Annotated in this window: 23 protein-coding genes; 12 read left to right on the forward strand and 11 right to left on the reverse strand. The window is 70.3% G+C overall.

All coding sequences use genetic code 11. The features are described from left to right. Nucleotides 1-169: 169 nt before the first annotated feature. Complete coding sequence (locus ACQPZK_RS20065; protein ID WP_433534472.1) at nucleotides 170-1,345, reverse strand: hypothetical protein; 1,176 nt, start codon at nucleotides 1,343-1,345, stop codon at nucleotides 170-172. After that, nucleotides 1,342-2,463, reverse strand: coding sequence for a HesA/MoeB/ThiF family protein (locus ACQPZK_RS20070; protein ID WP_433534473.1), 1,122 nt, complete (start codon nucleotides 2,461-2,463; stop codon nucleotides 1,342-1,344). Before ACQPZK_RS20070 ends, ACQPZK_RS20065 begins: the two co-directional genes overlap by 4 nt. A gap of 295 nt (nucleotides 2,464-2,758) precedes the next feature. On the opposite strand from ACQPZK_RS20070, the gene ACQPZK_RS20075 reads away from it, so the two are divergent. Beyond that, nucleotides 2,759-5,563, forward strand: a complete 2,805-nt coding sequence (locus tag ACQPZK_RS20075; protein WP_433534474.1) for a tetratricopeptide repeat protein — start codon at nucleotides 2,759-2,761, stop codon at nucleotides 5,561-5,563. A gap of 120 nt (nucleotides 5,564-5,683) precedes the next feature. Further along, entirely contained in the window at nucleotides 5,684-6,727 is a 1,044-nt protein-coding gene (locus ACQPZK_RS20080) for an NAD(+)/NADH kinase (RefSeq protein WP_433534475.1), read from the forward strand. 228 nt (nucleotides 6,728-6,955) lie between these two features. On the opposite strand, the gene ACQPZK_RS20085 is transcribed toward ACQPZK_RS20080, so the two are convergent. Further along, entirely contained in the window at nucleotides 6,956-8,035 is a 1,080-nt protein-coding gene (locus ACQPZK_RS20085; protein ID WP_433534476.1) for a sporulation protein, read from the reverse strand. Between the two features lie 433 nt (nucleotides 8,036-8,468). On the opposite strand from ACQPZK_RS20085, the gene ACQPZK_RS20090 reads away from it, so the two are divergent. Both ACQPZK_RS20090 and ACQPZK_RS20095 read left to right on the forward strand, forming a co-directional pair. After that, entirely contained in the window at nucleotides 8,469-9,317 is an 849-nt protein-coding gene (locus ACQPZK_RS20090) for an alpha/beta fold hydrolase (RefSeq protein WP_433534477.1), read from the forward strand. 90 nt (nucleotides 9,318-9,407) lie between these two features. Next, nucleotides 9,408-9,935: a VOC family protein gene (locus ACQPZK_RS20095; RefSeq protein WP_433534478.1), complete on the forward strand. Its 528-nt coding sequence runs from the start codon at nucleotides 9,408-9,410 to the stop codon at nucleotides 9,933-9,935. A gap of 105 nt (nucleotides 9,936-10,040) precedes the next feature. Here ACQPZK_RS20095 and ACQPZK_RS20100 read toward each other — a convergent pair whose 3' ends face one another. Further along, complete coding sequence (locus ACQPZK_RS20100) at nucleotides 10,041-11,138, reverse strand: tartrate dehydrogenase (protein ID WP_433534479.1); 1,098 nt, start codon at nucleotides 11,136-11,138, stop codon at nucleotides 10,041-10,043. Beyond that, entirely contained in the window at nucleotides 11,135-11,824 is a 690-nt protein-coding gene (locus ACQPZK_RS20105) for a GntR family transcriptional regulator (protein ID WP_433534480.1), read from the reverse strand. Before ACQPZK_RS20105 ends, ACQPZK_RS20100 begins: the two co-directional genes overlap by 4 nt. Before the next feature lie 98 nt (nucleotides 11,825-11,922). On the opposite strand from ACQPZK_RS20105, the gene ACQPZK_RS20110 reads away from it, so the two are divergent. The 5 genes from ACQPZK_RS20110 to ACQPZK_RS20130 are packed head-to-tail and all read left to right on the forward strand — an operon-like array spanning nucleotide 11,923 to nucleotide 17,515. Further along, a complete protein-coding gene (locus tag ACQPZK_RS20110) occupies nucleotides 11,923-13,182 on the forward strand; it encodes an MFS transporter (protein ID WP_433534481.1) in 1,260 nt (419 codons plus the stop codon). Beyond that, a complete protein-coding gene (locus ACQPZK_RS20115; protein ID WP_433534482.1) occupies nucleotides 13,179-14,126 on the forward strand; it encodes a phosphoglycerate dehydrogenase in 948 nt (315 codons plus the stop codon). Before ACQPZK_RS20110 ends, ACQPZK_RS20115 begins: the two co-directional genes overlap by 4 nt. After that, the gene (locus ACQPZK_RS20120; protein WP_433534483.1) at nucleotides 14,123-15,787 is read left to right on the forward strand and encodes an FAD-binding dehydrogenase; all 1,665 of its coding nucleotides are present in this window, start codon (nucleotides 14,123-14,125) and stop codon (nucleotides 15,785-15,787) included. The genes ACQPZK_RS20115 and ACQPZK_RS20120 overlap by 4 nt, the downstream gene beginning before the upstream one ends. Before the next feature lie 29 nt (nucleotides 15,788-15,816). After that, a complete protein-coding gene (locus ACQPZK_RS20125; RefSeq protein ID WP_433534484.1) occupies nucleotides 15,817-17,190 on the forward strand; it encodes an acyclic terpene utilization AtuA family protein in 1,374 nt (457 codons plus the stop codon). Beyond that, a complete protein-coding gene (locus ACQPZK_RS20130) occupies nucleotides 17,180-17,515 on the forward strand; it encodes a DUF4387 domain-containing protein (RefSeq protein ID WP_433534485.1) in 336 nt (111 codons plus the stop codon). The genes ACQPZK_RS20125 and ACQPZK_RS20130 overlap by 11 nt, the downstream gene beginning before the upstream one ends. 48 nt (nucleotides 17,516-17,563) lie before the next feature. Here ACQPZK_RS20130 and ACQPZK_RS20135 read toward each other — a convergent pair whose 3' ends face one another. Then, nucleotides 17,564-18,532, reverse strand: a complete 969-nt coding sequence (locus ACQPZK_RS20135) for a helix-turn-helix transcriptional regulator (RefSeq protein ID WP_433534486.1) — start codon at nucleotides 18,530-18,532, stop codon at nucleotides 17,564-17,566. Between the two features lie 127 nt (nucleotides 18,533-18,659). On the opposite strand from ACQPZK_RS20135, the gene ACQPZK_RS20140 reads away from it, so the two are divergent. Continuing rightward, on the forward strand, nucleotides 18,660-19,058 hold the full coding sequence (locus ACQPZK_RS20140) for a VOC family protein (protein ID WP_433534487.1): 399 nt from the start codon (nucleotides 18,660-18,662) through the stop codon (nucleotides 19,056-19,058). Between the two features lie 89 nt (nucleotides 19,059-19,147). Here the strand turns inward: ACQPZK_RS20140 and ACQPZK_RS20145 are convergent, their stop codons facing one another. Next, nucleotides 19,148-20,056 carry an NAD-dependent epimerase/dehydratase family protein gene (locus ACQPZK_RS20145; RefSeq protein WP_433534488.1) on the reverse strand — a complete coding sequence of 303 codons (909 nt, stop codon included), beginning with the start codon at nucleotides 20,054-20,056 and terminating at the stop codon, nucleotides 19,148-19,150. A 164-nt stretch (nucleotides 20,057-20,220) separates the two neighbouring features. Continuing rightward, nucleotides 20,221-21,021, reverse strand: a complete 801-nt coding sequence (locus ACQPZK_RS20150; protein WP_433534489.1) for an SDR family oxidoreductase — start codon at nucleotides 21,019-21,021, stop codon at nucleotides 20,221-20,223. A gap of 139 nt (nucleotides 21,022-21,160) precedes the next feature. Between ACQPZK_RS20150 and ACQPZK_RS20155 the strand changes: the two genes are divergently transcribed. Continuing rightward, the gene (locus ACQPZK_RS20155) at nucleotides 21,161-21,706 is read left to right on the forward strand and encodes a TetR/AcrR family transcriptional regulator (protein ID WP_433534490.1); all 546 of its coding nucleotides are present in this window, start codon (nucleotides 21,161-21,163) and stop codon (nucleotides 21,704-21,706) included. A gap of 159 nt (nucleotides 21,707-21,865) precedes the next feature. Here ACQPZK_RS20155 and ACQPZK_RS20160 read toward each other — a convergent pair whose 3' ends face one another. Genes ACQPZK_RS20160 through ACQPZK_RS20170 form a run of 3 tightly spaced genes read right to left on the reverse strand, consistent with a single transcriptional unit; the run spans nucleotide 21,866 to nucleotide 24,202 of the window. Continuing rightward, entirely contained in the window at nucleotides 21,866-22,171 is a 306-nt protein-coding gene (locus ACQPZK_RS20160) for a hypothetical protein (RefSeq protein WP_433534491.1), read from the reverse strand. A gap of 47 nt (nucleotides 22,172-22,218) precedes the next feature. Next, on the reverse strand, nucleotides 22,219-23,640 hold the full coding sequence (locus ACQPZK_RS20165; protein WP_433534492.1) for a dihydrolipoyl dehydrogenase family protein: 1,422 nt from the start codon (nucleotides 23,638-23,640) through the stop codon (nucleotides 22,219-22,221). A gap of 1 nt (nucleotide 23,641) precedes the next feature. Then, nucleotides 23,642-24,202 carry a hypothetical protein gene (locus ACQPZK_RS20170; RefSeq protein WP_433534493.1) on the reverse strand — a complete coding sequence of 187 codons (561 nt, stop codon included), beginning with the start codon at nucleotides 24,200-24,202 and terminating at the stop codon, nucleotides 23,642-23,644. 260 nt (nucleotides 24,203-24,462) lie between these two features. On the opposite strand from ACQPZK_RS20170, the gene ACQPZK_RS20175 reads away from it, so the two are divergent. Beyond that, a complete protein-coding gene (locus tag ACQPZK_RS20175) occupies nucleotides 24,463-24,969 on the forward strand; it encodes a TetR/AcrR family transcriptional regulator (protein ID WP_433534494.1) in 507 nt (168 codons plus the stop codon). Nucleotides 24,970-24,989 lie beyond the last annotated feature (20 nt).

Here is a 24,989-nt window from a genome sequence, read left to right on the forward strand (position 1 = left end):
GTCAAATCTCGACTCCTCAACGTCATCGCCCGGACCGGAGCTGTCGTGCGCGCATCCACCGGCGACCCTATCCCTGAAACCGCCACGGATCGATGGAAGATCGCGGCAACCGGGTACGGACAGCGCGTCCAGCTTGTCGGTCAGGCGGTGGCCGTTGGCCCGCGAGGGTTCACCGACCCGCTCGGGTGCGCGCCGCCCGGACGGCCAGCACCAGCGTCGCCACGATCGGCGCGTAGACCAGCAGGGCGGTCACCAGACCCCACCACAGCCGCGCGCTGCCCAGCCCGGCGGCGAACCCGTCGGCCGCCCAGTTGGCGACGTAGCGCAGCAGCGGCAGGTAGAACAGCACGAAGTAGCCGGCGGCGAGCAGGCACCCGGCGAGCCAGACCCAGCGGAACCAGGCGCCCACCCGTACGTCGTGCGGGTCGGCCCGGTCCAGCTCGGCGCGCTGCCGCTCGTCGAGACGGCCGAAGGCCCGCCGCAGCAGCAGGGACTTGACCCGCCACAGATCGCGGCAGCCGGTCGCGGTGACCAGCACGGCGTACAGGTCGGTACGCAGGAACACCATGCACTGCCAGAGCGTGCTGGCCACCAGGACGAAGACCAGCGCCGGGAGGGGGCGAACCGGCCCGAGGACGAGCTGCCCGACCAGTAGCGCCGCGAGCAGCACCATGTCGATGGCCAGCCCGGCGAGCTGTGGACCGTAGCGCCGGCGGCGCGGCACGCTCCACAGTTGCGACAGGTCGGTCTCGAAGACCAGGAAGAACAGCCGCCGGTCGATGCCGAAGCGGGTCCGCAGGTCCAACGCGCGCGCGGCCAGCCAGTGCCACGCCTCGTGCACGGCCACCAGGGCGTACGTGACCGGCAACATGATCAGCAGGCTGGTGCCGAGGTCACCGGTCAGCAGGAGGTCGGTTGGCCGGGGCCAGAGGTCGGGGCGTACCAGGAAGCACGCCACCACCCCGATCGCGGCGGCGGCGTAGAGCACCCACGCCACCCGGGAGAACAGCGGCCGGACCAGCGCCGCCGGAGGGCCGGCGGTCCAGGAGCGTTGCTGTACGGCGGCGGTCGGCACCGGCGCGGACGTCTCGTCGGTGTCCACGAACCCCAGCTCGGTCAGGACGGCGATGAAGTCGTCCAGGTCCACCGGCTCGCCCGCGACCGCTTCGCCCCGTTCGGCGGCCTCGGCGAGCGTGGCCCCCTCCAGCAGCGCCCGGATGACGACGCCACCCACTGCGGGCATCGCGACGTAGGTGCCCCGTTCCGGGTCGCCGACGAGGACGTCCGTGCCCTCCTCGACGACCGTCAGCGGGCGCAGTCGTACCGTGCTCGTCGTGTCGGTCATGACGCGGTGGCGGCGGTGCGGGCGCCGGCCGTCGCGCACGTGGCGCAGTCCGGGTCGCGTGGCCACGGCTCGCGGCTGGGCCGGCCGCCCGCGGAGAGGTCCACCAGCACCTCGGCGCCCGCCGCGTACGGCGGTTCGTAGCCGGTCAGGTAGCGCAGCGCCTCGAACGCCACGAGGGACCCGACCAGCGCGGCCGACGGCCCGTTGGCGCGGTTGAGGCGGGGAATGCGGGCGCTGAGCCGCTGCGCGGTCATGGCGGCCGGCTCCAGCACGGACGCCTGGATGCCCCGACCGTCGCCGTAGGCGTGCACCCGGCACTCGTAGCAGGCACTGCGGCCCGGGTCGACGGAGAAGTAGATGAGCTGGGAGCCGATCATGCCGCCCCGGATCCAGGGCACCCCGGCGCGCAGGCACGCCTCGTTGACCCAGTTGTCGATCCGTTCGCCCTGGTCGACGCCGGAAACCACCAGGTCGACGCCGGGCAGCAGGTCCGCGATGTCGTCGGGGCCACCGATCCAGCGGCGTACCGCCTCGACGGTGATGTCGGAGTGGAAGGCGCGCACCCAGTCGGCGGCGCGGTCGACCTTGGTGGCGCCGAGGTCGGCCTCCCGGTACAGGAACTGCCGGGCGAGGTTGCGCGGCTCCACCTCGTCGGCGTCCACCAGGGTGAGCCGGCCGACGCCGAGGCCGGCCAGGTTCTGCAGGACGTTGGAGCCGAGCCCGCCCGTGCCCAGTTGCAGGACGTGGGCGTCGCGTACCCGCCGTTGCAGGTCGGCCTCGCTGGTCTCCAGGGTCGCGTGCAGCTCGAAGAAGGCGAGGTTGCTGAAGTCCCGGCCGGCCCGGGCGCGGTCGACGTGCCGGTCGAGATCCCGCAGCAACCGGAGGCCGTCGAGCGCGTCCAGCGCGTCGCTGAGGTCGTCGACGCTCACCTCGACCCCGTCGGCGGCCAGGGCGGCGCGTAGCTCGGCGAGCGTTCCCGGCTGGTCGGACAGCACGGTGAGCAGGCGCTCCACCTGGCCGTCCGGGTCGTCGAGCTGCACCGAGCGGCTCGGGTCGCAGACGACGACCAGACCGTCACCGACGCGCTCCCACTCGCAGGGCTTGAGGCCGACGCGCATGACAAACCTCCGGGTCCGAGGATGGTTTCACCGGGGTGGGCGGCCGCCGGCGAACGACGGCCGCCCACCAGGCTTGATCAGGAATCGGGCCACTGCGTGGTCTTCACCGACTCCACGGTGCGAACGACGATCTTCATGGTTGCCTCCTTCCATCTCGGCCCGACCGAACACCTCCGGAATCCCGTATGCCGTTTCGGTCGTGCACGATGAGAATGGCAACCGACGATGGTTCGTTCCGTTGTGGATTCGTTGTGACGCCGAAGGTGGCTGATGCTGTGCGGGTCTCGTGGTGAACGTGGGGGCCGAACCGGTCGGATACCGGCTGCTCGGCCCGGTGCAGGTCCTCGCCGGGGCACGACCGGTGGACCCGGGTCCGCCGCGACAGCGGTCGGTGCTGGCGGCGTTGCTGGTCGACGCGGGCCGGGTCGTCGAACAGGCCGCGCTGGTCGACCGGGTGTGGGGCGAGCAGGCCCCCGCCGACGCACGGGGCAGCCTACGGGCGCATGTCACCCGGATCCGGCAGGTGTTGCGCGAGGCGGCCGGTGACGCCGACCCGCCGCCGCTGGTGCACCGCTCCGGCGGTTACGTGCTGGAGATCGACGAGGATCGGGTCGACCTGCACCGGTTCCGTCGGTTGCTGCTGCGCGCCGGGGACACCGATGACGACCGGGAACGGCTGGCCAACCTGCGCGCGGCGATCGGGCTCCGGCAGGGCGTACCGCTGGCCGGCGTCGGTGGGGACTGGGCCGCCCGGATGCGGGAGAGCTGGACCCGCGAGCACCTGGACGCCGTGGTGGCGTGGGCGGACGCCGAACTGGGTGCGCACAATCCGGCCGTCACCGTCGGGCTGCTGGCCGAGCTGGCGGCGGAACACCCGCTCGTGGAGTCGCTCACCGCCGCGCTGATGCGGGCCCAGCACGCGCTCGGGCGCACCGCCGACGCGTTGCGGGAGTACGCGGCACTGCGGACCCGGCTGGCCGAAGCGCTCGGCGTCGACCCGGAACCGAACCTCCAGATGCTCCACCGGGCGCTGTTGCAGGGCGCCTCCCCGCTCCCCCGGGCCGCGCCGCCCGCCGGTACGTCGGCCCCGGTGCCGGCGGAGCTGCCCACGGAGGTCCGCGGCTTCGTGGGGCGCACCGACGCCCTGGCCGGCCTCGACAAGCTGGTGGCCGAGTCCACCGGGGTGGCGACCGGCGGCGTGCTCGCGGTGATCTCCGGCACCGCCGGGGTCGGCAAGACCACCCTGGCCGTGCACTGGGCACACCAGGTGGCCCACCGGTTCCCTGACGGCCAGCTCTACGCCGACCTGCGCGGCTTCGACCCCGGCGGGGTGCCGGTCCGGCCGGCGGCCGTGCTGCGCGGCCTGCTCGAATCCCTCGGCCTGCCGCCCGAGCGGATTCCCGCCGACCCGGACGTGCAGGCGGCGCGCTACCGCAGCCTGCTGGCCGGTAAGCGGATCATCGTCGTGCTCGACAATGCCCGCGACGCCGATCAGGTCCGGCTCCTGCTGCCCGGCACACCCACGTCGGCCGCGGTGGTCACCAGCCGCGACCGGCTCGCTCCCCTGGTGACCGTGCACGGCGCCCACCCGCTCGCCGTCGACGTCCTCGACCCCGACGAGGCCCGACTCCTGCTCACGCGCCGCCTGGGCGTGGACCGGGTGGCCGCCGAGCCGGCCGCCGTGCAGCAGATCATCGCCGCCTGTGCGCGGCTGCCGCTCGCCCTCGCCATCGTCTGCGCCCGCGCGCAGCAGACCGCGTTCCCGCTGACCGCGATCGCCGCCGAACTCGACGACGTGCACGGCCGCCTCGACGCCCTCGACGCCGGCGATCCGACCACCCGGGTACGCGCCGTCTTCTCCTGGTCCGAGGCCGCGCTGAGCGCCGACGCGCGACGGCTGTTCCACCTGATGAGCCTGCACCCGGGCCCGGATGTCGGCGCGCACGCCGTGGCGAGCCTCGCCGGGCAACCGCTGGCCCCCACCCGCCGCCTACTGCCCGAACTGGTCCGCGCCAACCTGGTCGCCGAGCCGGCACCCGGCCGGTACGCCCTGCACGACCTCCTGCGCGCGTACGCCGCCGAGGAGGTCGCCCCCGACGAGCGCCGGGCCGCGCAGTCACGGCTGGTCGAGCACTACGTGCACGCGGCGCACGCCGCGAACCGGCTCATCCTCCCGCACCGGGACGCCATCGCGCTCCCGTTGGGCCCGCCGCCGACCACCGACAATCCGGAGAACCTGGCCGACCGGTGGCAGGCGATGGCGTGGTTCCACACCGAGCGTCCCGCCCTGCTCGCGGCGCTGCGGCTCGCCGCCGCGTCGGGTCTCGACCGGGCCGCCTGGCAACTCGCCTGGGCGCTCGACACGTACCTCGAACGACGCGGTCACTGGTACGACCGCGACGCGGCCTGGCGGACCGCGCTGGAGTGCGCGGACCGGCTCGGCATCCCGGCCGCGCGTGCCGGCGCCCACCGCGGCCTCGCCCACACCGACCTGCGGTTCCAGCGGCTCGACGACGCGCAGGAACACCTGCACCGCGCCTTCGACCTCTCCGTGAGCAGCGACGACACGGCCGGGCAGGCGTTCATCCACCGCCTCTTCGCCTACCTGGACGGGCACCGGGAGGACTGGCCCAGCGCCCTGGAGCACGCCCAGCGGGCCGTCCTGCTCTATCGCGCGGCCGGACACGAACGCGGGGAGGCGTTCGGGCTCAACGCTGTCGGCTGGTGCCACACGCTGCTCGGCGACCACGCCACCGCCGTCGGCTACTGCGAACGCGCGCTCAGCCTCCTGCACCGGGTGGGCGACCGCGGCGATACGGCCGCCACCTGGGACAACCTCGGTCACGCCTGGCACCACCTCGGCCAGCACGACCGGGCTGTCGACTGTTACCGGGAGGCCCTCGGACTGTTCCGTGAGCTCGGCCACCGTGTCCACGAGCCGGACATCCTCACCCACCTGGGCGACGCCCACCTCTCCGCGGGGGACGCGGACGCCGCGCGGACGGCGTGGCAGCAGGCCCTGGACATCTTCACCGACCTCGACCACGCCCGGGGCGAGTCGGTCCGCGCCCGCCTCGACGCCCTGCCGTCCTCGGCGTAGTCCGTGCTCCGACCGGTACCCGGATGCCTATAGCCTCGCCACGAGACCCGGTACGTAGGGTGATGCCGCGGTGTTCAGCGTCAGATGAGGTGACAGCCGAGAGGGCGTGGAGGGGTTCGAATGCTCGTCGGGGTCGTCGTACACCCAACCAGGTCCCAGGCCGCTGAGACGGCGGACACGGTGTCCCGGATCTGCGCTGAGCACGGTGCCGAGTCGCAGACCCTGAACGTCTGGCGGGACGAGCAGAGCCCCGCCGACGTCCTGGCCGACCTGCCGCAGCGACCTCAGCTCGTCGTCACGATCGGCGGCGACGGCACTCTCCTGCGCGGATTGGCCGTCGCGGTCGAGGCCGACGCACCCGTTCTCGGCGTGAAGGCCGGCCGGGTCGGCTTCCTCACCCCGTTCGCCGCGACGGACCTGCCGAGGGTGCTCGGCGCCGCCCTGGCCGGACACGCACCCATCCAGGAGCGCATGCTGCTCACCCTGCGGGCGTCGCGACCGCTGCAGGTCCCACCGGAACTTCGGACTCTGCTGCGCTACGGCCGTGGTCCCGATGCCGTCCCGCCTCTCCCCCGGCCGAGCACGCCCGACGAGGTGGGCTGGGGTGTGCCGTTGGGCCTGAGCGCCCTCAACGACGTCGTGTTCGAGAAACTCGGCCGGGACCGGCAGACCAGCGTCGCCGTGTACCTGTCCGGGCGACTGTTCGCCACCTACTCCGCCGACGGCGTCATGGTCGCCTCACCGACGGGCTCCACCGCCTACTCCTTCGCCGCCGGCGGACCGGTCCTGTCGCCGCGCCTCAACGCCCTCGTCTTCACCCCCGTCGCCCCGCACATGGCGTTCAACCGCAGCATGGTCACCGCCCCGGACGAACCAGTCGGTGTCCAGGTGCTCCCTCGCTCGGGTCAGGTCACCGTCGTCGTCGACGGACGCGTACACGGGATCCTCGACCCCGGCGACTGGGTCGCCGTCTACCCCGCCCGCCGCCGCGCGAAGCTCATCGTCGCCGACGTCGACGACTTCTTCGGTCGCCTCCGAGACCAGTTCTCCCTCGCCGACGCTCCCGCCGCCCGCGCCGACACCGACAGCCAGCCGCCGATGCTGATCTACCGACCCGACCTACCGGTACCCGAGGACCTGCAACACCTGCACCTGCCGACCTAGAAACGCACTCCAGACCGAGCTACGGGGCCGACGTCCGCAACACGACGCCTCCCGGACAGCACGGCCCTCGTCAAGCCTGGCCTTCCCATGACCAGCGGCGGGCCCACCCGGCAAGGGGCGGGCCCGCGCGCGGGAGTCAGGTCAGCCGACGCGGCGGCGGCTCAAACGCCGGCGACGACCGACCACGCTGCTTCATCGGTACGACCGGCCGGCCCAGCGCGCCGATGATCAGCCCTCGTCTCCGCCCTCGTCCTCGTCACCGCCGAAGGAGTCGAAGACCTCCTCAGCGACCATCCCTCCGGCGAAGCCGAGCGCAGCGCCACCGACCACACCGGCGGCCATGGCGCCCATCCCGGGTCCACGGCGCTCGTGGTGTTCCTCGTAGTGCCCGCCGCCGTGCTGGCCGTAGGCGGCATGCCCGTACCCGGGGGGCGGAGGCGGCGGCGGGTAGCCGCCGGGAGCGCCGTAGCCGTGAGTGGGCTGGCCGTAGGCGGGCTGGCCGTAGCCGTGGTTGGCGCGCAGACCCTGGTACTGGTCGAGGGCCTGACGGACCCAGGTGTCCACCTGAGCGGCCCAGTCGACACTGTCGGCGTCGGCGTCGGCGTGGGCGGCGTGGTAGCGGCCGTACGAGTCGCTGCCGCCGGTGAACAGGCCGCCGCGCTTGTCGAACTCCAGGACGATGTCCACACCGTGCTCCGCCGCGACGAAGGTCAGCTCGACCTCGTTGATGCCGTGGGCGTACTGGGGTGCGGCGTAGTACTCGACCTCCTGGTAGAAGGGCAGGCTCTGGTGCAGGCCGACGATGTGCCCGCGTTCCAGGTCGGCGCCCTTGAACTGGAAGCCGAGCCGCCCGAACGCCTCCAGGATGCGCTCCTGCACCGGCAGTGGGTGCACGTACACCGGGTCGAGGTCACCCTTGTCGACCGCGCCGCGCACAGCCACCTCGGTGCGCAGCCCCATGGTCATGCCGTGCAGGGGCTGCCCGTACAGGCTCGTCACCGGGGTTTCCCAGGGCATCGGCATCTGCAAGGGCAGCGACAGGTGCTGTCCCGCGCGCAGATGCAGGCTCGCGGCCACGTGGACGCGGTGGAATTCGACCCACGCGTCGTACTCGTCGCCGGCACCGTCCATCTCCACCCGCGTGACCAGCCCGACGGTGATGTGGTCGATCTCCACGTCGTGGCTGCCGCCGGTCAGGTTGACCTGCCCGCCCAGCACCAGCCCTGGGCGGGTGTTCGGATTGGACAGCACCGTGTCGACGCTGGGCCCACCGACCCCGAAAGCGCCCAGCATCTTCTTGAACACCACTACTTCTCCCTCGACAGCCGCGGACGCTCCGACACGTGGCCGGCCGTGCAAATTCCACGCCGAACCCTTGTGCCGCAACGAGATCAACGGCCTCCATAATGGATGCCGTCGTGCCGGGAACGTAGCAACGCAACCTGAAAAGTAGCTGAGTGCATCCGCTCAGTTACCGTGAGGTAGGGTCGTGCTTGGGACCCCGCGCGCGGCCGGTGAGGCACGGCGCCCTGCCGATCCGGATCGTCGACGTCATGCCGCCACACCGTCCACAAGGGCCCCTCTCCCACACGGTCCGCGGAACCTTACCAGTTACGCGCCCGCAAATCGCTTTTTCGCGGTAGCTTGGCATCAAACGCGCAAGAATGGTCGATCATGGCCGATATGGCGGTTCGCGGCGGCGAGCCCTGGTTGAACGCCAACATCCGACTGGGAAGCGATCATGATCGCAGCTTTGAAGGGATTCACCCAGCAACTGATGCCGGTGAATGACCTGAAGATCAACACCGTCATCGGCGGCGCAGGCCCACCGATCCTCCTCCTTCACGGCTGGCCGGAAACATGGTGGGGATGGCACAGTGTGATGCCACTGCTGGCCGAGCAATTCAGCGCGGTGGCCATCGATCTGCGCGGCGCGGGCTTCTCCGACTGCCCGCTCGACGGCTACGACAAGGCGACGATGGCGCGCGACGCGCACGAAGTCATGGTTGCCCTTGGGCATGAACGCTACGCCGTGTGCGGACACGACATCGGCGGAATGGTCGCCCTCGCGCAGGCCGCCATCTATCGGGGGGCCGTCACCCACCTGGCCGTCCTCGACGTTCCGCTTCCCGGCTGGACCGGATGGGAGGCATCGATCGCCGGGCTCTGGCACTTCAGCTTCCATATGAACCGGGACCTACCCGAGCGCCTGATCCACGGCCGGGAGTACGACTATATTTCGACCTTCATGTCTGAGCGGTTCTACGATCACAGCACCTTCGATCCGGCGGACATCGACATCTACGCGAAAGCGATGGCGCTTCCTGGCCGTACCCGCGGGGGCCTGGAATGGTATCGGACCCTCACCGCCGATCATGCGGCCGCGCTCGAATACAAGAAGAATCCGCTCTCGATTCCGGTGCTAGGTCTCGGCGGCGATCAACGCTTCGGCACGCAGATGGTGCCGATGCTCAAGGAGTTCGCCGGCAACGTGACAGGCGGGTCGATCGCGCGGTGCAGCCACTATCTCCCCGAGGAACGGCCGGATGAGGTCGCGGCCGCTCTGATCGAATTCCTCAAGGCCAAGTGATGACCGCGTCGTCGTGGGCCCGGCGGATCGCGACACTGCGGGCACGTTGGGCACGCGATGGATCGATTGGATGAAGAAGGGAAGGCTGTCATGACCCCACCTGTCATTCGTGGCGTCAACCACATCGGCATCACGGTGCCGGACATTGAAGCCGCGAAATCATTCTTCGTGGAGGCTTTCGGCGGTCAGGTGATCTATCAGTCCTTCGGACCGTCGGATCCGCCACGGCAGGGACCCGAATTCGAGCGGGCCGTTGGCGCTTTCCCTGGAACGGTCGTGCGCGCGCAGGCGATGGTCAAGGTCGGAACCGGACCCGATTTCGAGCTCTTCGAGATGCACGGGCCCGAACAAGCCCAGCCGGTCCGACCGAGCGACTTCGGCATCACGCACTTCGGTCTCTACACCGACGACATCGACGCATCGGTTGAGCGCTTCGTGAGGGCCGGAGGCACCCGACTCACGGAGCCTCGCGCTATTCCCTATGCGACCGAAGAAGGTCCTGGAAACAAAGTCTGCTACTGCCGCACGCCCTGGGGCACGACGATGGAGTTCATCACCACACCGGACCGCATGCCCTATCACGACCAGACGGATCTACGCAGGTGGCAGGACGACTGAGCAGGGAATGGAAGGACGCTCGTGCATCGGCTGGCGGCGCCGCCCCGGCCGGCACCGTCGGCCCTACCTTCAAGCAGTTGATCGGGGCGACGACGGGGCCGCGCCTCATGCGATGCCCGACGGGCGTTCGCTGACCCGCTCGGCGATCGCTCGGCCCAGCTCCGCCGTCGTGCCGGTGCCGTGCAGGTCGGGGGTCAACGGCGCCTGTCCGGGCCCGTACGCCAGGACGTCCTCGACCGCGCCGAGCAGGTGGGCGGCGGCCTCGGCGTGGCCGAGGTGCTCCAGCATCATCGAGCCGCACCAGATCTGGCCGATCGGGTTGGCGATGCCTTTGCCTGCGATGTCGGGTGCCGAGCCGTGCACGGGCTCGAACAGGCTCGGGTGCTCACGCTCGGGGTTGATGTTGGCGCTCGGGGCGATGCCGAGTGTGCCGGTGCAGGCCGGGCCGAGGTCGGAGAGGATGTCCCCGAACAGGTTGCTGGCCACGACCACGTCGAACCATTCCGGATGGAGCACGAACTGCGCCGCGAGCGCGTCGATGTGGAACTTGTCGAGGCGGACGTCGGGGAACCGCTCGCCCATCGCGGCCACCCGCTCGTCCCAGTACGGCATGGAGATGGAGATGCCGTTGCTCTTGGTGGCGGACGTCAGGTGCCGTTTCGGGCGACGGTCGGCCTGCTCGAAGGCGTAGCGCAGGACGCGGTCGACCCCGACGCGGGTCATGATCGTCTCCTGTAGGACGGTTTCCCGGTCGGTGCCCTCGAAGATCCGTCCACCCACGCTGGAGTACTCGCCCTCGGTGTTCTCCCGGACGACGACGAAGTCGATGTCGCCCGGGAGCCGGCCGGCCAGAGGGCTGCGGACGCCGGGCATGAGCCGGCAGGGGCGCAGGTTCACGTACTGGTCGAAGACCCGCCGGAACTGCAGGAGGCTGCCCCAGAGCGAGACATGGTCGGGTACGACCTCCGGCCAGCCCACCGCGCCGAAGTAGATGGCGTCGTAGCCGCGCAGCGTCTGTTCCCAGTCGGGCGGCAGCATCGTGCCGTGCCGCTGCCAGTAGTCGGCGCTGGCGAAGTCGAAGCTGTCGAAGGTGAGCGTCAGGCCGAAGCGACGTGCGGTGGCGTGCAGCGCGTCGAGGCCGGCCGGGACGACCTCCTTGCCGATGCCGTCACCGGGAATGACGGCGATGCGGTGGGTGGTCACGGCGTCTCCCGAAGCGCTGCCAGGCCGCCCTGCGAGTCCTCGAGCGCGATGCGCTCCGCGGCGGCGGAGTCGCCCGCCCGTAGCGCCCGGACCAGGGCTCGGTGGCTGCTGTATCGCTCCAGGCCGAACGTGTCGTCCTCCGCCACCCGTTGCAGAAGCAGCTCGCGGCGCTGCGGGCGGGAGAACACGCGGCTCTGCTCGAGCATCCGGACCAGCACCGGGTTGTGCGCGCAGGCGCTGACCGTGTCGTTGAACTGCTGCATGGTGTCGAGCAGCTCGGTGAGGTGCCGATCGACCGGCGCGCCCTGCGCGGACCGCTCTTTGAGGAGGATCAGCAGGTCGTCGGCGCGGTCGAGAATGCCGTCCAGCGCGTCGAGCTGCTCGGCGGTGGCGTGTCGGGCGGCGAAGCGGGCGACGAGGCCACGCAGGCCGACCTCCACCTCCGCGAGGTCGTCGATGGCGGCGTCGCGGATGGCGGCGACCAGCACGGTACGCGGCCCGATCCGCTCGATCAGCCCGTCGAGCTCCAGCCGGCGCAGGGCCTCGCGCACCGGTGTCGGGCTGACCGCCAGCCGCTCGGCCATGCCGCGCTCGGTGACCTTTTCTCCCGGCGCGAGTTCCCCGGTGGCGATCGCGGCGCGAACCTGTCGGTACGCCTGATCGGCGAGCGTCCCGGCTGTCGTCATGACCGCACTCTAGCGCATGACACAGCAACTTTGGTTGCAACTGTTGACGAGTTTGCTACAGCAATTTAACGTGACCGGGGACACAAGGAGGTGGACGTGTGTCCAACCGGCGGATCACGTTCTTCATAGCCCTCGCACTCTTCGCCCAGGAATCGACCTGGAACTTCTACGACAACCAGGTCCCCGTCCTGCTGCGCGAGCACGTGACGAGCGCGGCGCTCGTGGGCGCGCTGATGGGGATGGACAACCTGCTGGGCATCTTCATCCAGCCCTGGATCGGCAACCGGTCCGACAACACCCGGACCCGGTGGGGCCGGCGGATCCCGTACCTCGCGGTGGGCATGCCCCTGGCAGCCCTGGTCTTCGTCCTGCTGCCGTGGACCACGTCGCTGACCACGCTGGCCGTGGTGATGTTCTGTTACGCGCTGATCGCCAACACCACCCGACCGCTGGCGGAGTCGCTGGTACCGGACTTCCTGCCCCCGCAACGGCGCAGTCGGGCGAACGCCGTCGTGAAGATCGCGACGGCGCTGACCATCATCGTCGCGTCGCTCATCAGCCTGCTCGTGGTGGACGAGCATCCCAGGGCAGCATTCGTCATCCCGTCGGTGATCATGCTGGCCGCCACGTTCGTGCTGCTGGCCAACGTGCGCGACAGCCGGTCGGCGGCCTACCAGGCCGCCGTGGCCGAGGAGTCCTCCGCCGGTCCCGCCGCGGTCAGCCAACCGCTGCGGCAGATCGTCGCCGGCCTCTTCACCGACCAGGATCGCCGTCGGCTCCTGCTGCTGCTGACCGTCCTGCTCTTCGGCGGGGCATGGTTCGCCTCACGGTCCCTGATCACCCCGTACGGCATGGAGGCGCTGGGCCTGAGCCGCGGCGACGCGGGAGGGCTCACCCTGCCCAGCGGCATCGTCTACGTGGCCGCCGCCTATCCGGCCGCGCTGCTGGCCGAACGCTTCGGACGGCTGCGGATCATCGCCGTGGGCATCGCCGTCTTCGCCGTCGCGCTGGCGGCGGGCACCGTCGTGCGGACCGCCACCGGTACGGTCGTCGCGTTCTGCGTGGCCTCGGCCGGCGCCGCCGCCTTCACGATCAACGCGGCGGTGGCGCTGTGGAACCTGGCGCCGTCCAGCCGGGTGTTCGGCGCCTACACCGGCCTGTACGCGGTCACCTGGTACCTGGGCGGCTTCGGCGGCCCCGCCCTGATCGGCGCGGTGATCGACGTGGCCGGCTGGGACGGGATGCTGCTCTACATCGCCGTGCTCGCCGTACTCGCCATGCTCGTCGTCGTACGTCTCGAACGCCTGCAGCGTGCGCACCGGGCCGACCGGGCCGTCACCCTCACCGGAAGCGAATGATGTCGACAATCCTCATCACCACTGACTACCTCACTCCCGGCGACGAGGTGGACACCTACCTGACCGGCCTCGGCTTCACGACGCGACACGACCCCATGCGGGGACCACGCCGGGCGGAGCAGCTGATCGCGGCCCTGGCCGGCGTCGAGGGGGCACTGATCGCCAACGAGCCGATGACCGCGGAGGTGCTGCGCCAGGCATCGGACCTGCGCGCCGTCGTGCGTACCGGAGTCGGGTACGACTCCGTCGACGTGGCCGCCGCCGGCCGGCTCGGGATCAGCGTGAGCAACCTGCCCGGGATCAACGCCAACGCGGTGGCCGAGTACACCATGGGGTTGCTGCTCGCCCAGGTCCGGCGCCTGGTGCCGATGGCCGCCGGGGTGGCCGCCGGCGGCTGGCCCCGCACCGACGGCCACGAACTGCGCGGCAAGACGCTCGGCCTGATCGGGCGGGGCGCGGTGGCCCAGCGGGTGGCGCCGCTGGCCGCCGCCTTCGGCATGACGGTGCTGTGCACCGGCAGCCTGCCCGCGCCGGTCACCCGGGTCACTCTCGACGAATTGCTGCGCGCCGCCGACTTCGTGTCGGTCCACACCGCACTGACGCCGCTCACGCGCCACCTCATCGACAGCGCGGCGTTGGCCCGGATGAAGCCGGGCGCACACCTGATCAACACCGCACGCGGGCCGCTCGTCGACGAGGCCGCCCTGGTCGAGGCGGTCCGGTCCGGCCGGCTGGCGGGCGCAGCCCTGGACGTGGTGGACGTGGAGCCGCTGCCGGCCGACAGCATCCTGCGCGGCGTGGCCGGCATCACTGTCTTCTCGCACATGGCCGGGCAGACTGCCGAGGCCCGGCTGGCCGCGGGGATGGAGGGTGCCAAGGAACTCGTCGCCGCCCTCGACGGCCGGCCCGCCCACTTGCTCACCGAACCGAAGGAGCCGGCATGACCACCAGAACAGCGGACGCGGACGTGATGGTGATCGGCGCGGGCCTCGCCGGGCTGGTGGCCACGGCCGAACTCGTCACCGCCGGCCGGTCCGTCCTGCTGCTCGACCAGGAGCCCGAGCAGAGCCTCGGCGGCCAGGCGTTCTGGTCGTTCGGCGGGCTGTTCCTGGTCGATTCGCCGGAGCAGCGCCGGATGGGCATCCGTGACTCGGCCGAACTCGCCTGGCAGGACTGGCAGGGCAGCGCCGGCTTCGACCGCCCCGAGGACGCGTGGCCGCGGCGCTGGGCCGAGGCGTACGTCGACTTCGCCGCCGGCGAGAAACGCGCGTGGCTGCGGAGTCTCGGCGTCAAGATGTTCCCCATCGTCGGCTGGGCCGAACGCGGGGGCTACGACGCCACCGGACACGGCAACTCGGTGCCCCGCTTCCATGTCACCTGGGGTACCGGTCCGGGTCTGCTCGAACCCTTCGTCGCGATCGTGCGGGAGGCCGCCGCAGGCGGTCTCGTCCGGTTCGCCTTCCGGCATCGCGTCGACGCACTGACCGTCAGCGACGGCGCGGTGGTGGGCGCCTCGGGCCGGGTCCTGGAACCCAGCGACGCCGCCCGCGGCGCCGCCAGCTCGCGGGAGGAGATCGGCGACTTCGCCTACACCGCGCAGGCCGTCATCGTCACCTCCGGCGGCATCGGCGGCAACCACGACCTGGTCCGTCGCAACTGGCCGGCCCGGCTCGGTACGCCACCCGCCCACATGATCAGCGGTGTGCCCGCCCATGTGGACGGCCGCATGCTGACCATCACCCAGGACGCCGGCGGCGCCGTGATCAACCCCGATCGGATGTGGCACTACGTCGAGGGCATCCAGAACTGGGACCCGATCTGGGACGCGCACGGCATCCGGATCCTGCCCGGGCCGTCCTCCGTCTGGCTCGATGCGCGCGGACGACGGCTGCCGGTCCCGCTCTACCCCGGATTCGACACCCTCGGCACGCTCGCCCACCTGCGCACCACCGGCCACGACCACAGCTGGTTCGTTCTCACCCAGAAGATCATCGAGAAGGAGTTCGCGCTCTCCGGCTCGGAGCAGAACCCGGACCTGACCGGTCGCAGCGTCAAACAGGTACTCGGCCGCCTCCGTGCCGGCGCACCGGCGCCGGTGGAGGCATTCAAGCAGAAGGGCGCCGACTTCGTCGTGGCCGACCGGCTGGACGAGCTGGTGAAGGGCATGAACGCGCTCACCGACGAGCCTCTGCTGGACCCGCTCGACATCCAGCGCACGATCGAGGCACGCGATCGGGAGCTGGCCAACAGCTTCACCAAGGACATGCAGATCGCCGCCATCCGCAACTTCCGAAACTACCGCGGCGACCGGCTCATGCGGACCGCCGCGCCGCACCGGATCCTCCACCCGAAGGCCGGGCCGCTGATCGCCGTACGCCTGCATGTGCTCACCCGCAAGACTCTGGGCGGCCTGCACACCGACCTCGACGGTCGGGTGCTGGACGGCGCCGGCCAGCCGGTGCCCGGGCTCTACGCCGCCGGCGAGGCCAGCGGATTCGGCGGTGGCGGGATGCACGGCTACCGCGCGCTGGAAGGCACCTTCCTGGGCGGCTGTCTCTTCTCCGGCCGCCAGGCCGGCCGCGCCGTGGCCACCGTCGTCGGATGACCGGCTCGTACCCGCGAAATGAGGAAACCGTGACCCGCGACTGTGTACGCATTCTCGTGCCCTCCGGCATGCTCGGCTCGGGGTTCCCGCCCGAGATCATTGACCGTGGGCTGGAACTCGGTGCCGACGTCATCGCCTTGGACGGAGGGTCCACCGACTCCGGGCCGTACTATCTGGGCACCGGCACGGCCAAGACCACCGCGGCGGCCGTGGCCCGCGACCTGCGCCTGCTGCTCCGGGCGGCGGCGAAGGCGCGCATTCCGCTGATCGTCGGGTCGTGCGGCACCAGCGGCACCGACTCCGGCGTGGACTGGGTCGCCGGGATCGCCCGCGGCATCCTGGCCGAGGAAGGGCTGGGCCTGCGGGTCGCCACCATCTACAGCGAGCAGCGGGCCGCCGATCTCAAGGACCACCTCGACAAGGGCCGGATCCACCCGCTCCCGCCCGCCGGCGACCTCGACCCGGCGACGTTGGACAGCTGCCAGCACATCGTCGCGATGATGGGCCATGAGCCGATCGCTGAGGCGCTGGCGGGCGGAGCCGACGTGGTGCTGGCCGGGCGCGCCACCGACACCGCCCTGGCCGCCGCCTTCCCGCTGATGGCCGGTATGCCGGCCGGCCCGACCTGGCACGCCGCCAAGATCGTCGAGTGCGGCGCACAGTGCACCACGAACCCACGCTCCAGCGGGGTCTTCGCCACCATCGACGCCACCGGCTTCACCATCGAGCCGCTCGACCCGGCCGTCGCCTGCACGCCCACCTCGGTCGCGGCGCACATGCTCTACGAGACCGCCGACCCGTTCTCGATGCGGGAACCGGCCGGCACGCTGATGGTCGCCGACGCCACCTACCGGGCCCTGGACGAGCGGCGGGTACGGGTGGAGGGCTCCCGATTCGAGCCGGCCCCCTACACGAACAAACTTGAGGGGGCCCGGATCACCGGCTACGAGACGATGTCGTTCACCGCCATCCGCGACCCGCACATCCTCGGCCAGATCACCACCTGGGCACAGCTGTTGCGCAGGGTCACCGCAGATCGGGTCGCCCAGACGCTCGGGCTCGGCACCGACGACTACGCCTTCGACATCCGCCTGTACGGCTACGACGCCGTGCTCGAGGCGAAGGACCCGGACACCCGCACACCCCGTGAGGTCGGCGTGATGCTCCTGGTCAACGCCGCGGATCAGCAGACGGCCACCGCCGTCGCGAAGATCGCCAATCCACTCATGCTGCACCTGCCCACGCCCGACATGGACTACCTGCCCAGCCTCGCGTTCCCCTACTCCCCCGCGGAGACCGAGCGTGGGGCAGCGTACGAGTTCGTCCTCAACCACGTCGTCGACGTGGACTCGCCCACCAGCCTCTTCCGCATCCACCTCCCGGAGGACAGCGATGTCCGGTAACGCCCACCTCCGCACCGTCGCCGACCTCGCGCTGGAGGTTCGGTCGAAGAACGCCGGCCCGTTCTGGGTGACGATGGAGCTGTTCATGCGCGACGCCGCCGGGTACACCGTGGTAGCCGACCCGGGTTTCCTGGACGCGCCGCTGATCGCTCGCCTCTACGGCGTACCGGCTGACGCCATCCGCATCTTCCGGATACCAGCGCTGAACGTCGTCAAGATTTCGTTCCCACGGCCTGTGGCGCAGGGCAGCCTGCGCGACCGCGACATCCACGCCGGGCAGCACCATGTGCCCCTGGCCATGCTCCCGCTGCCGGAGTCGCACTGAGACCAGTGCCAACCGGGTCAGCGGGAGCATCCCGTTCACGAGCTGCGGTCAGGTAGAGGACGGACTCCGGCGGGCGCTGGTCACAAGCCGGTCGGCGAGCGCGGTGACGAGCCCGCGGAGTTCGTCCGGCCGCTCGATGACGAACGGCCGGTCGAGCGATGCGAGCACCGGGGGCAGCCAGTCGAGCCGCTCCGCCCGCAGTTCAACGCGCAGCCAGCCCGCATTGTGGACGTCTGCGTCTGCCGGCGACGGCAACTCTTCCACGATCGCGATGCTGGCGGGGAGTCGGGTACGGAGATGCTCCACCGTCGCCTGGATCCGCAGGGTCACCTCATACCGGTACGGCGCCGTGGCGAGCGCCGAGAGAACGCGCTGCGCGGGATCGGGTCCGGCGGGTGGCTCGAAGGAGCCGGGAAGGGTCCTCGCGTCGGTGATCCGATCAAGTCGTAACGTCCGGTCCTCACCGATCGCAGGGTCGGCACCTGTGACGTACCACCGGCCCGAATGGGCGACGAGTCCGTACGGGTGCAGCGTCCGTTCACCGCGCCGGCCATCGGCGGTGGTGTACCTGATCGACAACGGCTGGTGATGCCGCACCGCATCGGCGACAGCGAGGAGAACCCCCGTCTGCGGGGCGCCGAATTCGCCGGGCGGGGCCGTGAAGGCGAGGGCCTCGAGCACGGAGCCAAGTCGGCGAGCGAGGCGCTCGGGCAGTACCCGGCGGATCTTGGCCGCTGCCGTCTCACTCGCCGTGTCGGACGTCGTCGCCAACCCTGTTCGGGGACCGGCGATCAGGCCGAGCAGCACCGCGAGGGCTTCGTCGTCGCTGAGCATGAGCGGCGGCATGCGGTACCCGGGCGCGAGTCGATAGCCGCCGTGACGACCGCGTACCGACTCGACGGGCACATCGAGGTCAATCAGGTGCCCCACGTACCGCCGCACGGTGCGCCCGTCGACGCCCAGACGGTGGGCGAGTTCGGCCATCGTCCGGATGCCGCCTGACTGCAGGAGTTCCAACAGGGTAAGGACCTGAGCGGTAGGTCGAGCCACCTGCCGAAGTTACCGCGGATACTGGACCGATTCTGTCCGGTATCCGTTCTAGCGTGGCCATGCCACCTGGCTCCACCCGATCTAGGAGATCACCATGAACCTCGTCTCAGTCCGGATCATCACTGGTGATGTCGCACGCCTCGTCAACTTCTACGAACGGGTCACGGGAGTGCAGGCGGACTGGGCCACCGAGGACTTCGCTGAGCTACGGACCGCCTCCGGCACTCTCGCGATCGGCAGCACTCGCACCGTCCCACTCTTCGCGCCTGGCTCCGCTCAACCGGCGGACAACCGCAGCCTGATCATCGAATTCCTCGTCGACGACGTGGACAGCGTGCATCAGAAGCTGACCAGCGTCGTCGACGACTTCGTCAACGAGCCCACCACGCTGCCCTGGGGCAACCGGTCACTGCTGTTCCGCGACCCCGACGGCAACCTCGTCAACTTCTTCACTCCGGTCACCCCGGCCGCCATCGAGAAATTCGGTCGCTGAGGCCTCGCCCTGCGGTGTGCGGCTGGCTTTCCGTACCCGGGGGTTGCTCACTCCTGGCACGCGCCGCACACCGACACCGGCTCGGCTGGTCAGGCTGGGGCCGACAGGTTCACGACCTGGTAGGAGCCGGAGCGCACGTCGTCCAACAGGGCGGGACCCCTGGTGCTCCAGCCGAACGTGTCGCGTGCCCTGTGGGAGGTGATGCGCGCCGAGGATCGGAGCAACGCGGCCATCGGCCCCATGGCGTCCTCAGCCTGTTCGGCGGTGATCGAGGTCGGGGTGGCTCCGGTCAGGTCCGCGATCGCCTCGGCAAGGTCGCGGAAGGTGAACTGCTGCGGTCCGGCCGCGTTGTAGGTGCCCGCCACCGGGCGTTCCAGGGCCGTCAGGTACAGACGGGCGAGATCATCCACGTGCACCGGGGTCCACTCGTTGTCGCCGGCATCGATGTAGGTGGCCGCGCCCGAGCGGGTCGCGGCGTCGATCAGACTGGTGAGCAGCAGGGAGCCGCCCCGACCGTAGACCAGGCCCGCGCGGATGATGACGCTCTTCAGGCCCGCCGCCTCGCGCACCAGCCGCTCGCCGACGAGCTTGAACGGCTGCAGGCCCGGCTCCGGCAGTTCTGCGTCTTCGTCGCGGGAATGGTTGGGGTCGAGCCCGTAAACCAGGTTCGTGCTGGTGTAGAGGAACGGCTTGCCAGCGCCCGCCTTGCCCGCTCCACGGGTCAGCGCCTCCACGGCAGCGGCCTCTGTCCTGACCGTGTCCTCGCCACCGAAATAGTCGACTGCGGTGTGCACCACCGCATCGGCCTGCGCAGAAGCCTTCTCCAGGAGCGCGGTGTCGGTCAGGTTGCCGAGCAGAGGGAACGCGCCCGCCTCTGTCGTCCTGGCTGCCGATTCCGGAGACCGGGTCAGCGCTACCACTTCGTGGCCTGCCGCGACGAAGTGTTCGACGAGCACCGAGCCCAGGTAGCCGGTGCCGCCGGTGATGAGGATCTGCATGTTCTCTCCAGAGCCGAGCGAACGATGAAACGGATGGACCATCCGTTTGCTAACCGTAGCACGAACCGGATGGGTCATCCGTTTCACCGGCCTGAGCCGCCCGCCGGCAGGCCGGCCACCACGGTCTCCGCCTGATCGACCAGCGGCAGACGAAACGGTCGCATCTACTGCGGCGGCCCCTGGTCGACGGAGAGGCCGAGATGCGTCCCACCGGAGGCGTCGATCACCTGGCCGGTCACCCACCTCCCGGCGGGAGAGGCAAGGAAGGCGACCACGTCCGCGATATCCGCCGGCTCTCCGACGCGACGGAGGGCCGAGAGCCCGGTGACGACCTCGCGTAGCGCCGGTTGGGCGTCGAACCAGGCGAGGTTGTTCTCGGTGGCGGTCGTCCCGGGCATCACTGCGTTCACCGTGATACCCCGACCGCCCAGTTCCTGTGCCAGCGTGACGCTCAACGTGTTGATCGCGCCCTTCGTCATGGCATACGCAAGAGTGCCGGGAATCGCGACTCGGGTGGCGACGGACGAGACATTGACGATCCGGCCACCGTCGCGGAGCAGGTTCACGCCACGCTGGATCACGAAGAACGGCGCTTTCACGTTGATCGCGAACAACTCGTCGAAGTCATCCGGTCGTGCGGTGGCAAGTGTCGGCGTGGCCCCGCCGATCGCCGCGTTGTTCACCAGCACGTCGATGCCGCGCGGCACGCCGCGTTCGGCCAACCCGGCTTCCACGCCATCCCAGAGCCGATCGGCGTCACCCTCCACGCCGAGCTGCGCGCCGACCGCGAACGCGGCGCCACCCGCCTCGGTGATCTGCGCGACGGTCTCCTGCGCGGCTGACGCGCTCGTGCCGTAGTGCACCACCACCAGCGACCCAGCTGCGGCGAGCCGCTTGGCAATCGCGCGGCCGATGCCCCGGCTCGCGCCGGTGACGAGGCTTGTCGTGCCGTCCAGCGTTTCCATGATCTCCCCTTCGTTTCGGCTGTCGAAGCAGGAACCACGGTCCGACCCTCGTCGTGCGCCCGGCAACGGACTGAGGTATCGCGGCGTACGGTTGTTGCACTTCTTCATGCGGAGGAACGTCCGCGCCTACGCTCGGTTGATGCGCTGGGACGCCGAGGAGAAGCGACACCGGATCCTGGCCGCGGCACGGCGTGCCTTCGCCGAAAAAGGCGAGGACGTCACGATGGCTCGGATCGCCCGCAGCGCCGGTGTGTCCGTCGCCACCGTCTACCGGCGTTTTCCCACCCGGGACCGCCTCATCACTGACGCTTACGGCGATCAGTGGAACGATTGCGCGGCCATGCACGCCGAAGCCCTGAGCGACCCGGACCCGGCGCGTGCGCTGCGGGAACTGATTCGCACGCTCTGCGCATACCAGTTGAAGGACAGAGGTTTCACCAGGGCCTACGTCGAGGCCGTGGTCACCGGACGAGGGCTCGACCACGAGCGGCGGGAGACGGAACGCGTCATCGCCCGGTTACTCCAGCAGGCACAGGCGATGGGCACCGTCCGCGCCGACCTGACCGTCGCCGATTTCCGGCTGCTGATCGCCGCCCACCACGGCGTCGTCCTGGCCGGTGGGCCCGACGCCGCGCCGGCCTCCCAGCGCTATCTCGCACTGATGCTGCGCACGCTCCAACCCTGAAATCTCGCCGAAAGCTCGATGTCGATCAGGTGGTTCGTCCGTCGCCGGTCCGCGCGACGATCCAGAGAGCGAAACGGCGTACCCGCCCACCGTGGCCGTTGCAGCTCACGAACCGGGCGTAGGCGTCGTTTCTACCTACGCCCGGGGAGCTGGTAATCCTTACGCCTGCTCGATGTCCGAGAACAGCCCCTTGAACGGGACCTGCGTCCCCACGAGGGCGCCGAAGACATCGGCGGCAACGGTCGTCGCAACCGCTGCGGAGGCGTCTTCGTAGCTGTCGAAGTAGAGGTCGAGCGTCCGGTACGCCGGGGTAGCGGTGCCATCCTCCTTCGGCCACACCTTCGCAGACTCGAGTCGCTGCAGCTTCGGGAACTTTGCTGCGGCAGCCTTCACGTCCGCGTAGACCCGCTCGAAGTCGTCAGGGTTCGCAGGGTTGTCGATGATGATTGTGATCTTGGTAGGCACGGGAGTCTCCTCGAAATTGGGACGGAACTAGTGCTGCGGACCTGAATTCAGCGGCCGTAGGTCTCCAACAGCCGCAGCCACACCTCACTGACGGTCGGGTAGGCCGGAACCGCGTGCCACAGCCGGTGCAACGGGACCTCGCCGACGATGGCGATGGTCGCGGCGTGGATCAGTTCCGCGACGTCCGGGCCTGCGAGGGTGAAGCCGACGATCACCTTCCGGTCCTCGTCGACGACCATGCGGGCCTGCCCCCGGTAGCCATCGGCGTGCAGGGAAGCTCCGGCGACGGCCCCGAGGTCGTAGTCCACGACCCGGATCCGTAGCCCAGCCGCCTTCGCCGCAGCCGCAGTCAGGCCCACCGACGCGATCTCCGGGTCGGTGAAGACCACCTGCGGCACCGCACGTTCGTCGGCCGTCGCCACGTGCCGGCCCCACCGGCCGTCCTCGACCTTCTCGCCCTTCGCCCGGGCCACGATCACGTCGCCCACCGCTCGTGCCTGGTACTTGCCCTGATGGGTCAGCAGCACCCGCCGGTTGACATCGCCCGCCGCATACAGCCACTCGCCGCCGCCGACGACGCGCAGAGTGTCGTCGACCGCCAGCCAGGCGCCCGGCGCCAGCCCGATCCGGTCGAGGCCGATGTCCTGAGTGTTCGGTGTGCGGCCGACCGCCACCAGCACCTCATCAGCGTCGATCCGCTCGCCGGAGGCGGTCTCGATGTGGACGGCTCCGCTGTCGTCGCGGTTGACGGCGACGGCCTCCGCGCCGAGGCGTACCGACACACCGGCCTCGCGCAACGACTGTGTGACCAGTTCACCGGCGAACGGCTCCGCCGACGGCAACACACCGTCGCGGGCCAGGACCGTCACCGCAGACCCCAGGGCGGCGAACGCTGTCGCCATCTCGGCTGCCACGACGCCACCACCGATGATGGCGAGCCGACGGGGAACCGAACTGGCCGAAGCGGCCTCGCGGCTGGACCACGGCGCCGCGTCGCGCAGCCCCGGGATGTCTGGCAGCAGGGCGCTGCTGCCGGTCGCGACGACCACGGCGTGCCGCGCGGTCAGCGTCGTCGTGGCACCGTCGACGCCGGTCACCTCGACGACGCGGGCGGAGGTGATCCGCCCCTGACCGCGGTGCAGCGCGATGCCGGCCGACGCCAGCCACGAAACCTGACCGTCGTCCTGCCAGTGCGACGCGAAGGAGTCCCGCCGGCCCAGCACCGCAGCCGCGTCCAGGTCTCCCGTCACCGCCTCCCGCGCACCCGGCAGTTGGCGAGCCGCGCGCAACGCGGACGCGCTGCGCAGCAATGCCTTGGTCGGCATGCAGGCCCAGTACGAGCACTCACCGCCGACCAGCTCCCGCTCGACGATCGCGGCGGTCAGCCCACCCTGCACGACCCGATCGGCCACGTTCTCGCCGACCGGACCGGCACCGATCACAACGACGTCGTACTCGATGGCAGTCATGTCAGTTGCCCTTCGCGGCGCGGCCGAGACGGATGGCCGCGATGAGGAAGAAGATGGCGCCGGGAATGGCGTAGCCGGCAGCGCTGGTCAGCGACGGGTTGTCCGCGGAAGCACCGGCGATGAAGGACCCGCCAGCCAGTACCGAGATGCCGCCACTGATGATCATCGGCCACTGGCCGCCCATCCTGCGACGGGTGACACCGACGATCAACTGGACCAGACCGGCGACGATCGCCCACGCGCCCCACACCCGCAGGACAGCGGGAACACCGGACGCGCCTGCGACACCCACACCGACGGCGGTGACCAGGCTTACCGCGATGTTCACGTACAGCAGGGCCGGCGAGCCGGTGGTCCGCGACGAACGGAGGTCGTAGATGGCGGCGCCCACGTCGAACAGCGGGTAGAGCACGAACAGCGCCACCGCGAGCGGACCGATCTCCTTGGCGGTGGCGATCGTCACGCCGGCCCAGACGATGGCGAACGCGAAGCGGACGAAGTACAGCCGCCGCAGCGCGGAGGCCGTCTGGGAAATGCCGGGCGAAGCAGCAATGGTGGTCACGGGTGACCCTTTCAGCGGAGGGGTTTGGTAGACCGATCGTTCTGTCTGGTCCAGCATGACAGACCCAACCCGCATCGTCAAGACCGAACGTTCTATCCGCTTGCTCGGAGGCCGCTCGCTTCCCTCAGACCGAACGTTCTATCCGCTAAGATGGCGATATGGCGACCACAGCACCCGCTGCCCGGCCCTCCGAGGCACGCCAACGGCTCCTCGCCACGGCAACCAGGATCTTCTACTCGGAGGGCATCCACTCCGTCGGCGTGGACCGGATCATCGCCGAGGCGAAGGTGACCCGGGCCACCTTCTACCGGCACTTCCCCAGCAAGGACGATCTCATCCTCGCCTACCTGCGCGAGATCCATGAGATGGATCGCGGCGCGGTCGACGCGGTCATCACCACCAGCTCACGGCCGACCGCCCCGCTCCAGGCCATCGCCAACTCCATCGCTGAGAGCATCCAGTCCCCGGGGTTCCGTGGATGCGCGTTTCTGAACGCTGCGGCGGAGTATCCCGACGCGGCACATCCCGTGCGTCAGGAGATCATCGCCCACCGGCAATGGTTTCTGGACACGCTCACCACGCTGATGGCGCAGGTCGAGGAGGAGACGGCAGAGCCCGCCGCGCGGCACTTCGTCATGCTCCGCGACGGCGCCATGGCAGCCGGATGCCTCTTCGACCCCGCTCTGGTGTCCGAGACCTTCCTCCGCGGCGTGGAGGGACTTCTTCGCATCACCGCCGAGCGCCAGTCGACCGAATCCGCGGGCTAGCCCGCCGTCGCCCCGGACAG

This window comes from Micromonospora sp. CA-249363 (genome assembly GCF_050950185.1).
Classification (GTDB): domain Bacteria; phylum Actinomycetota; class Actinomycetes; order Mycobacteriales; family Micromonosporaceae; genus Micromonospora.

Excerpts from the sequence above, each read along its gene's own strand:
- ACQPZK_RS20065 (WP_433534472.1), bottom strand. The coding sequence starts at position 1,345 with ATGACCGACACGACGAGCACGGTACGACTGCGCCCGCTGACGGTCGTC.
- ACQPZK_RS20070 (WP_433534473.1), bottom strand. The coding sequence starts at position 2,463 with ATGCGCGTCGGCCTCAAGCCCTGCGAGTGGGAGCGCGTCGGTGACGGT.
- ACQPZK_RS20080 (WP_433534475.1), top strand. The coding sequence starts at position 5,684 with ATGCTCGTCGGGGTCGTCGTACACCCAACCAGGTCCCAGGCCGCTGAG.
- ACQPZK_RS20090 (WP_433534477.1), top strand. The coding sequence starts at position 8,469 with ATGATCGCAGCTTTGAAGGGATTCACCCAGCAACTGATGCCGGTGAAT.
- ACQPZK_RS20095 (WP_433534478.1), top strand. The coding sequence starts at position 9,408 with ATGACCCCACCTGTCATTCGTGGCGTCAACCACATCGGCATCACGGTG.
- ACQPZK_RS20105 (WP_433534480.1), bottom strand. The coding sequence starts at position 11,824 with ATGACGACAGCCGGGACGCTCGCCGATCAGGCGTACCGACAGGTTCGC.
- ACQPZK_RS20115 (WP_433534482.1), top strand. The coding sequence starts at position 13,179 with ATGATGTCGACAATCCTCATCACCACTGACTACCTCACTCCCGGCGAC.
- ACQPZK_RS20120 (WP_433534483.1), top strand. The coding sequence starts at position 14,123 with ATGACCACCAGAACAGCGGACGCGGACGTGATGGTGATCGGCGCGGGC.
- ACQPZK_RS20130 (WP_433534485.1), top strand. The coding sequence starts at position 17,180 with ATGTCCGGTAACGCCCACCTCCGCACCGTCGCCGACCTCGCGCTGGAG.
- ACQPZK_RS20140 (WP_433534487.1), top strand. The coding sequence starts at position 18,660 with ATGAACCTCGTCTCAGTCCGGATCATCACTGGTGATGTCGCACGCCTC.
- ACQPZK_RS20145 (WP_433534488.1), bottom strand. The coding sequence starts at position 20,056 with ATGCAGATCCTCATCACCGGCGGCACCGGCTACCTGGGCTCGGTGCTC.
- ACQPZK_RS20150 (WP_433534489.1), bottom strand. The coding sequence starts at position 21,021 with ATGGAAACGCTGGACGGCACGACAAGCCTCGTCACCGGCGCGAGCCGG.
- ACQPZK_RS20155 (WP_433534490.1), top strand. The coding sequence starts at position 21,161 with ATGCGCTGGGACGCCGAGGAGAAGCGACACCGGATCCTGGCCGCGGCA.
- ACQPZK_RS20165 (WP_433534492.1), bottom strand. The coding sequence starts at position 23,640 with ATGACTGCCATCGAGTACGACGTCGTTGTGATCGGTGCCGGTCCGGTC.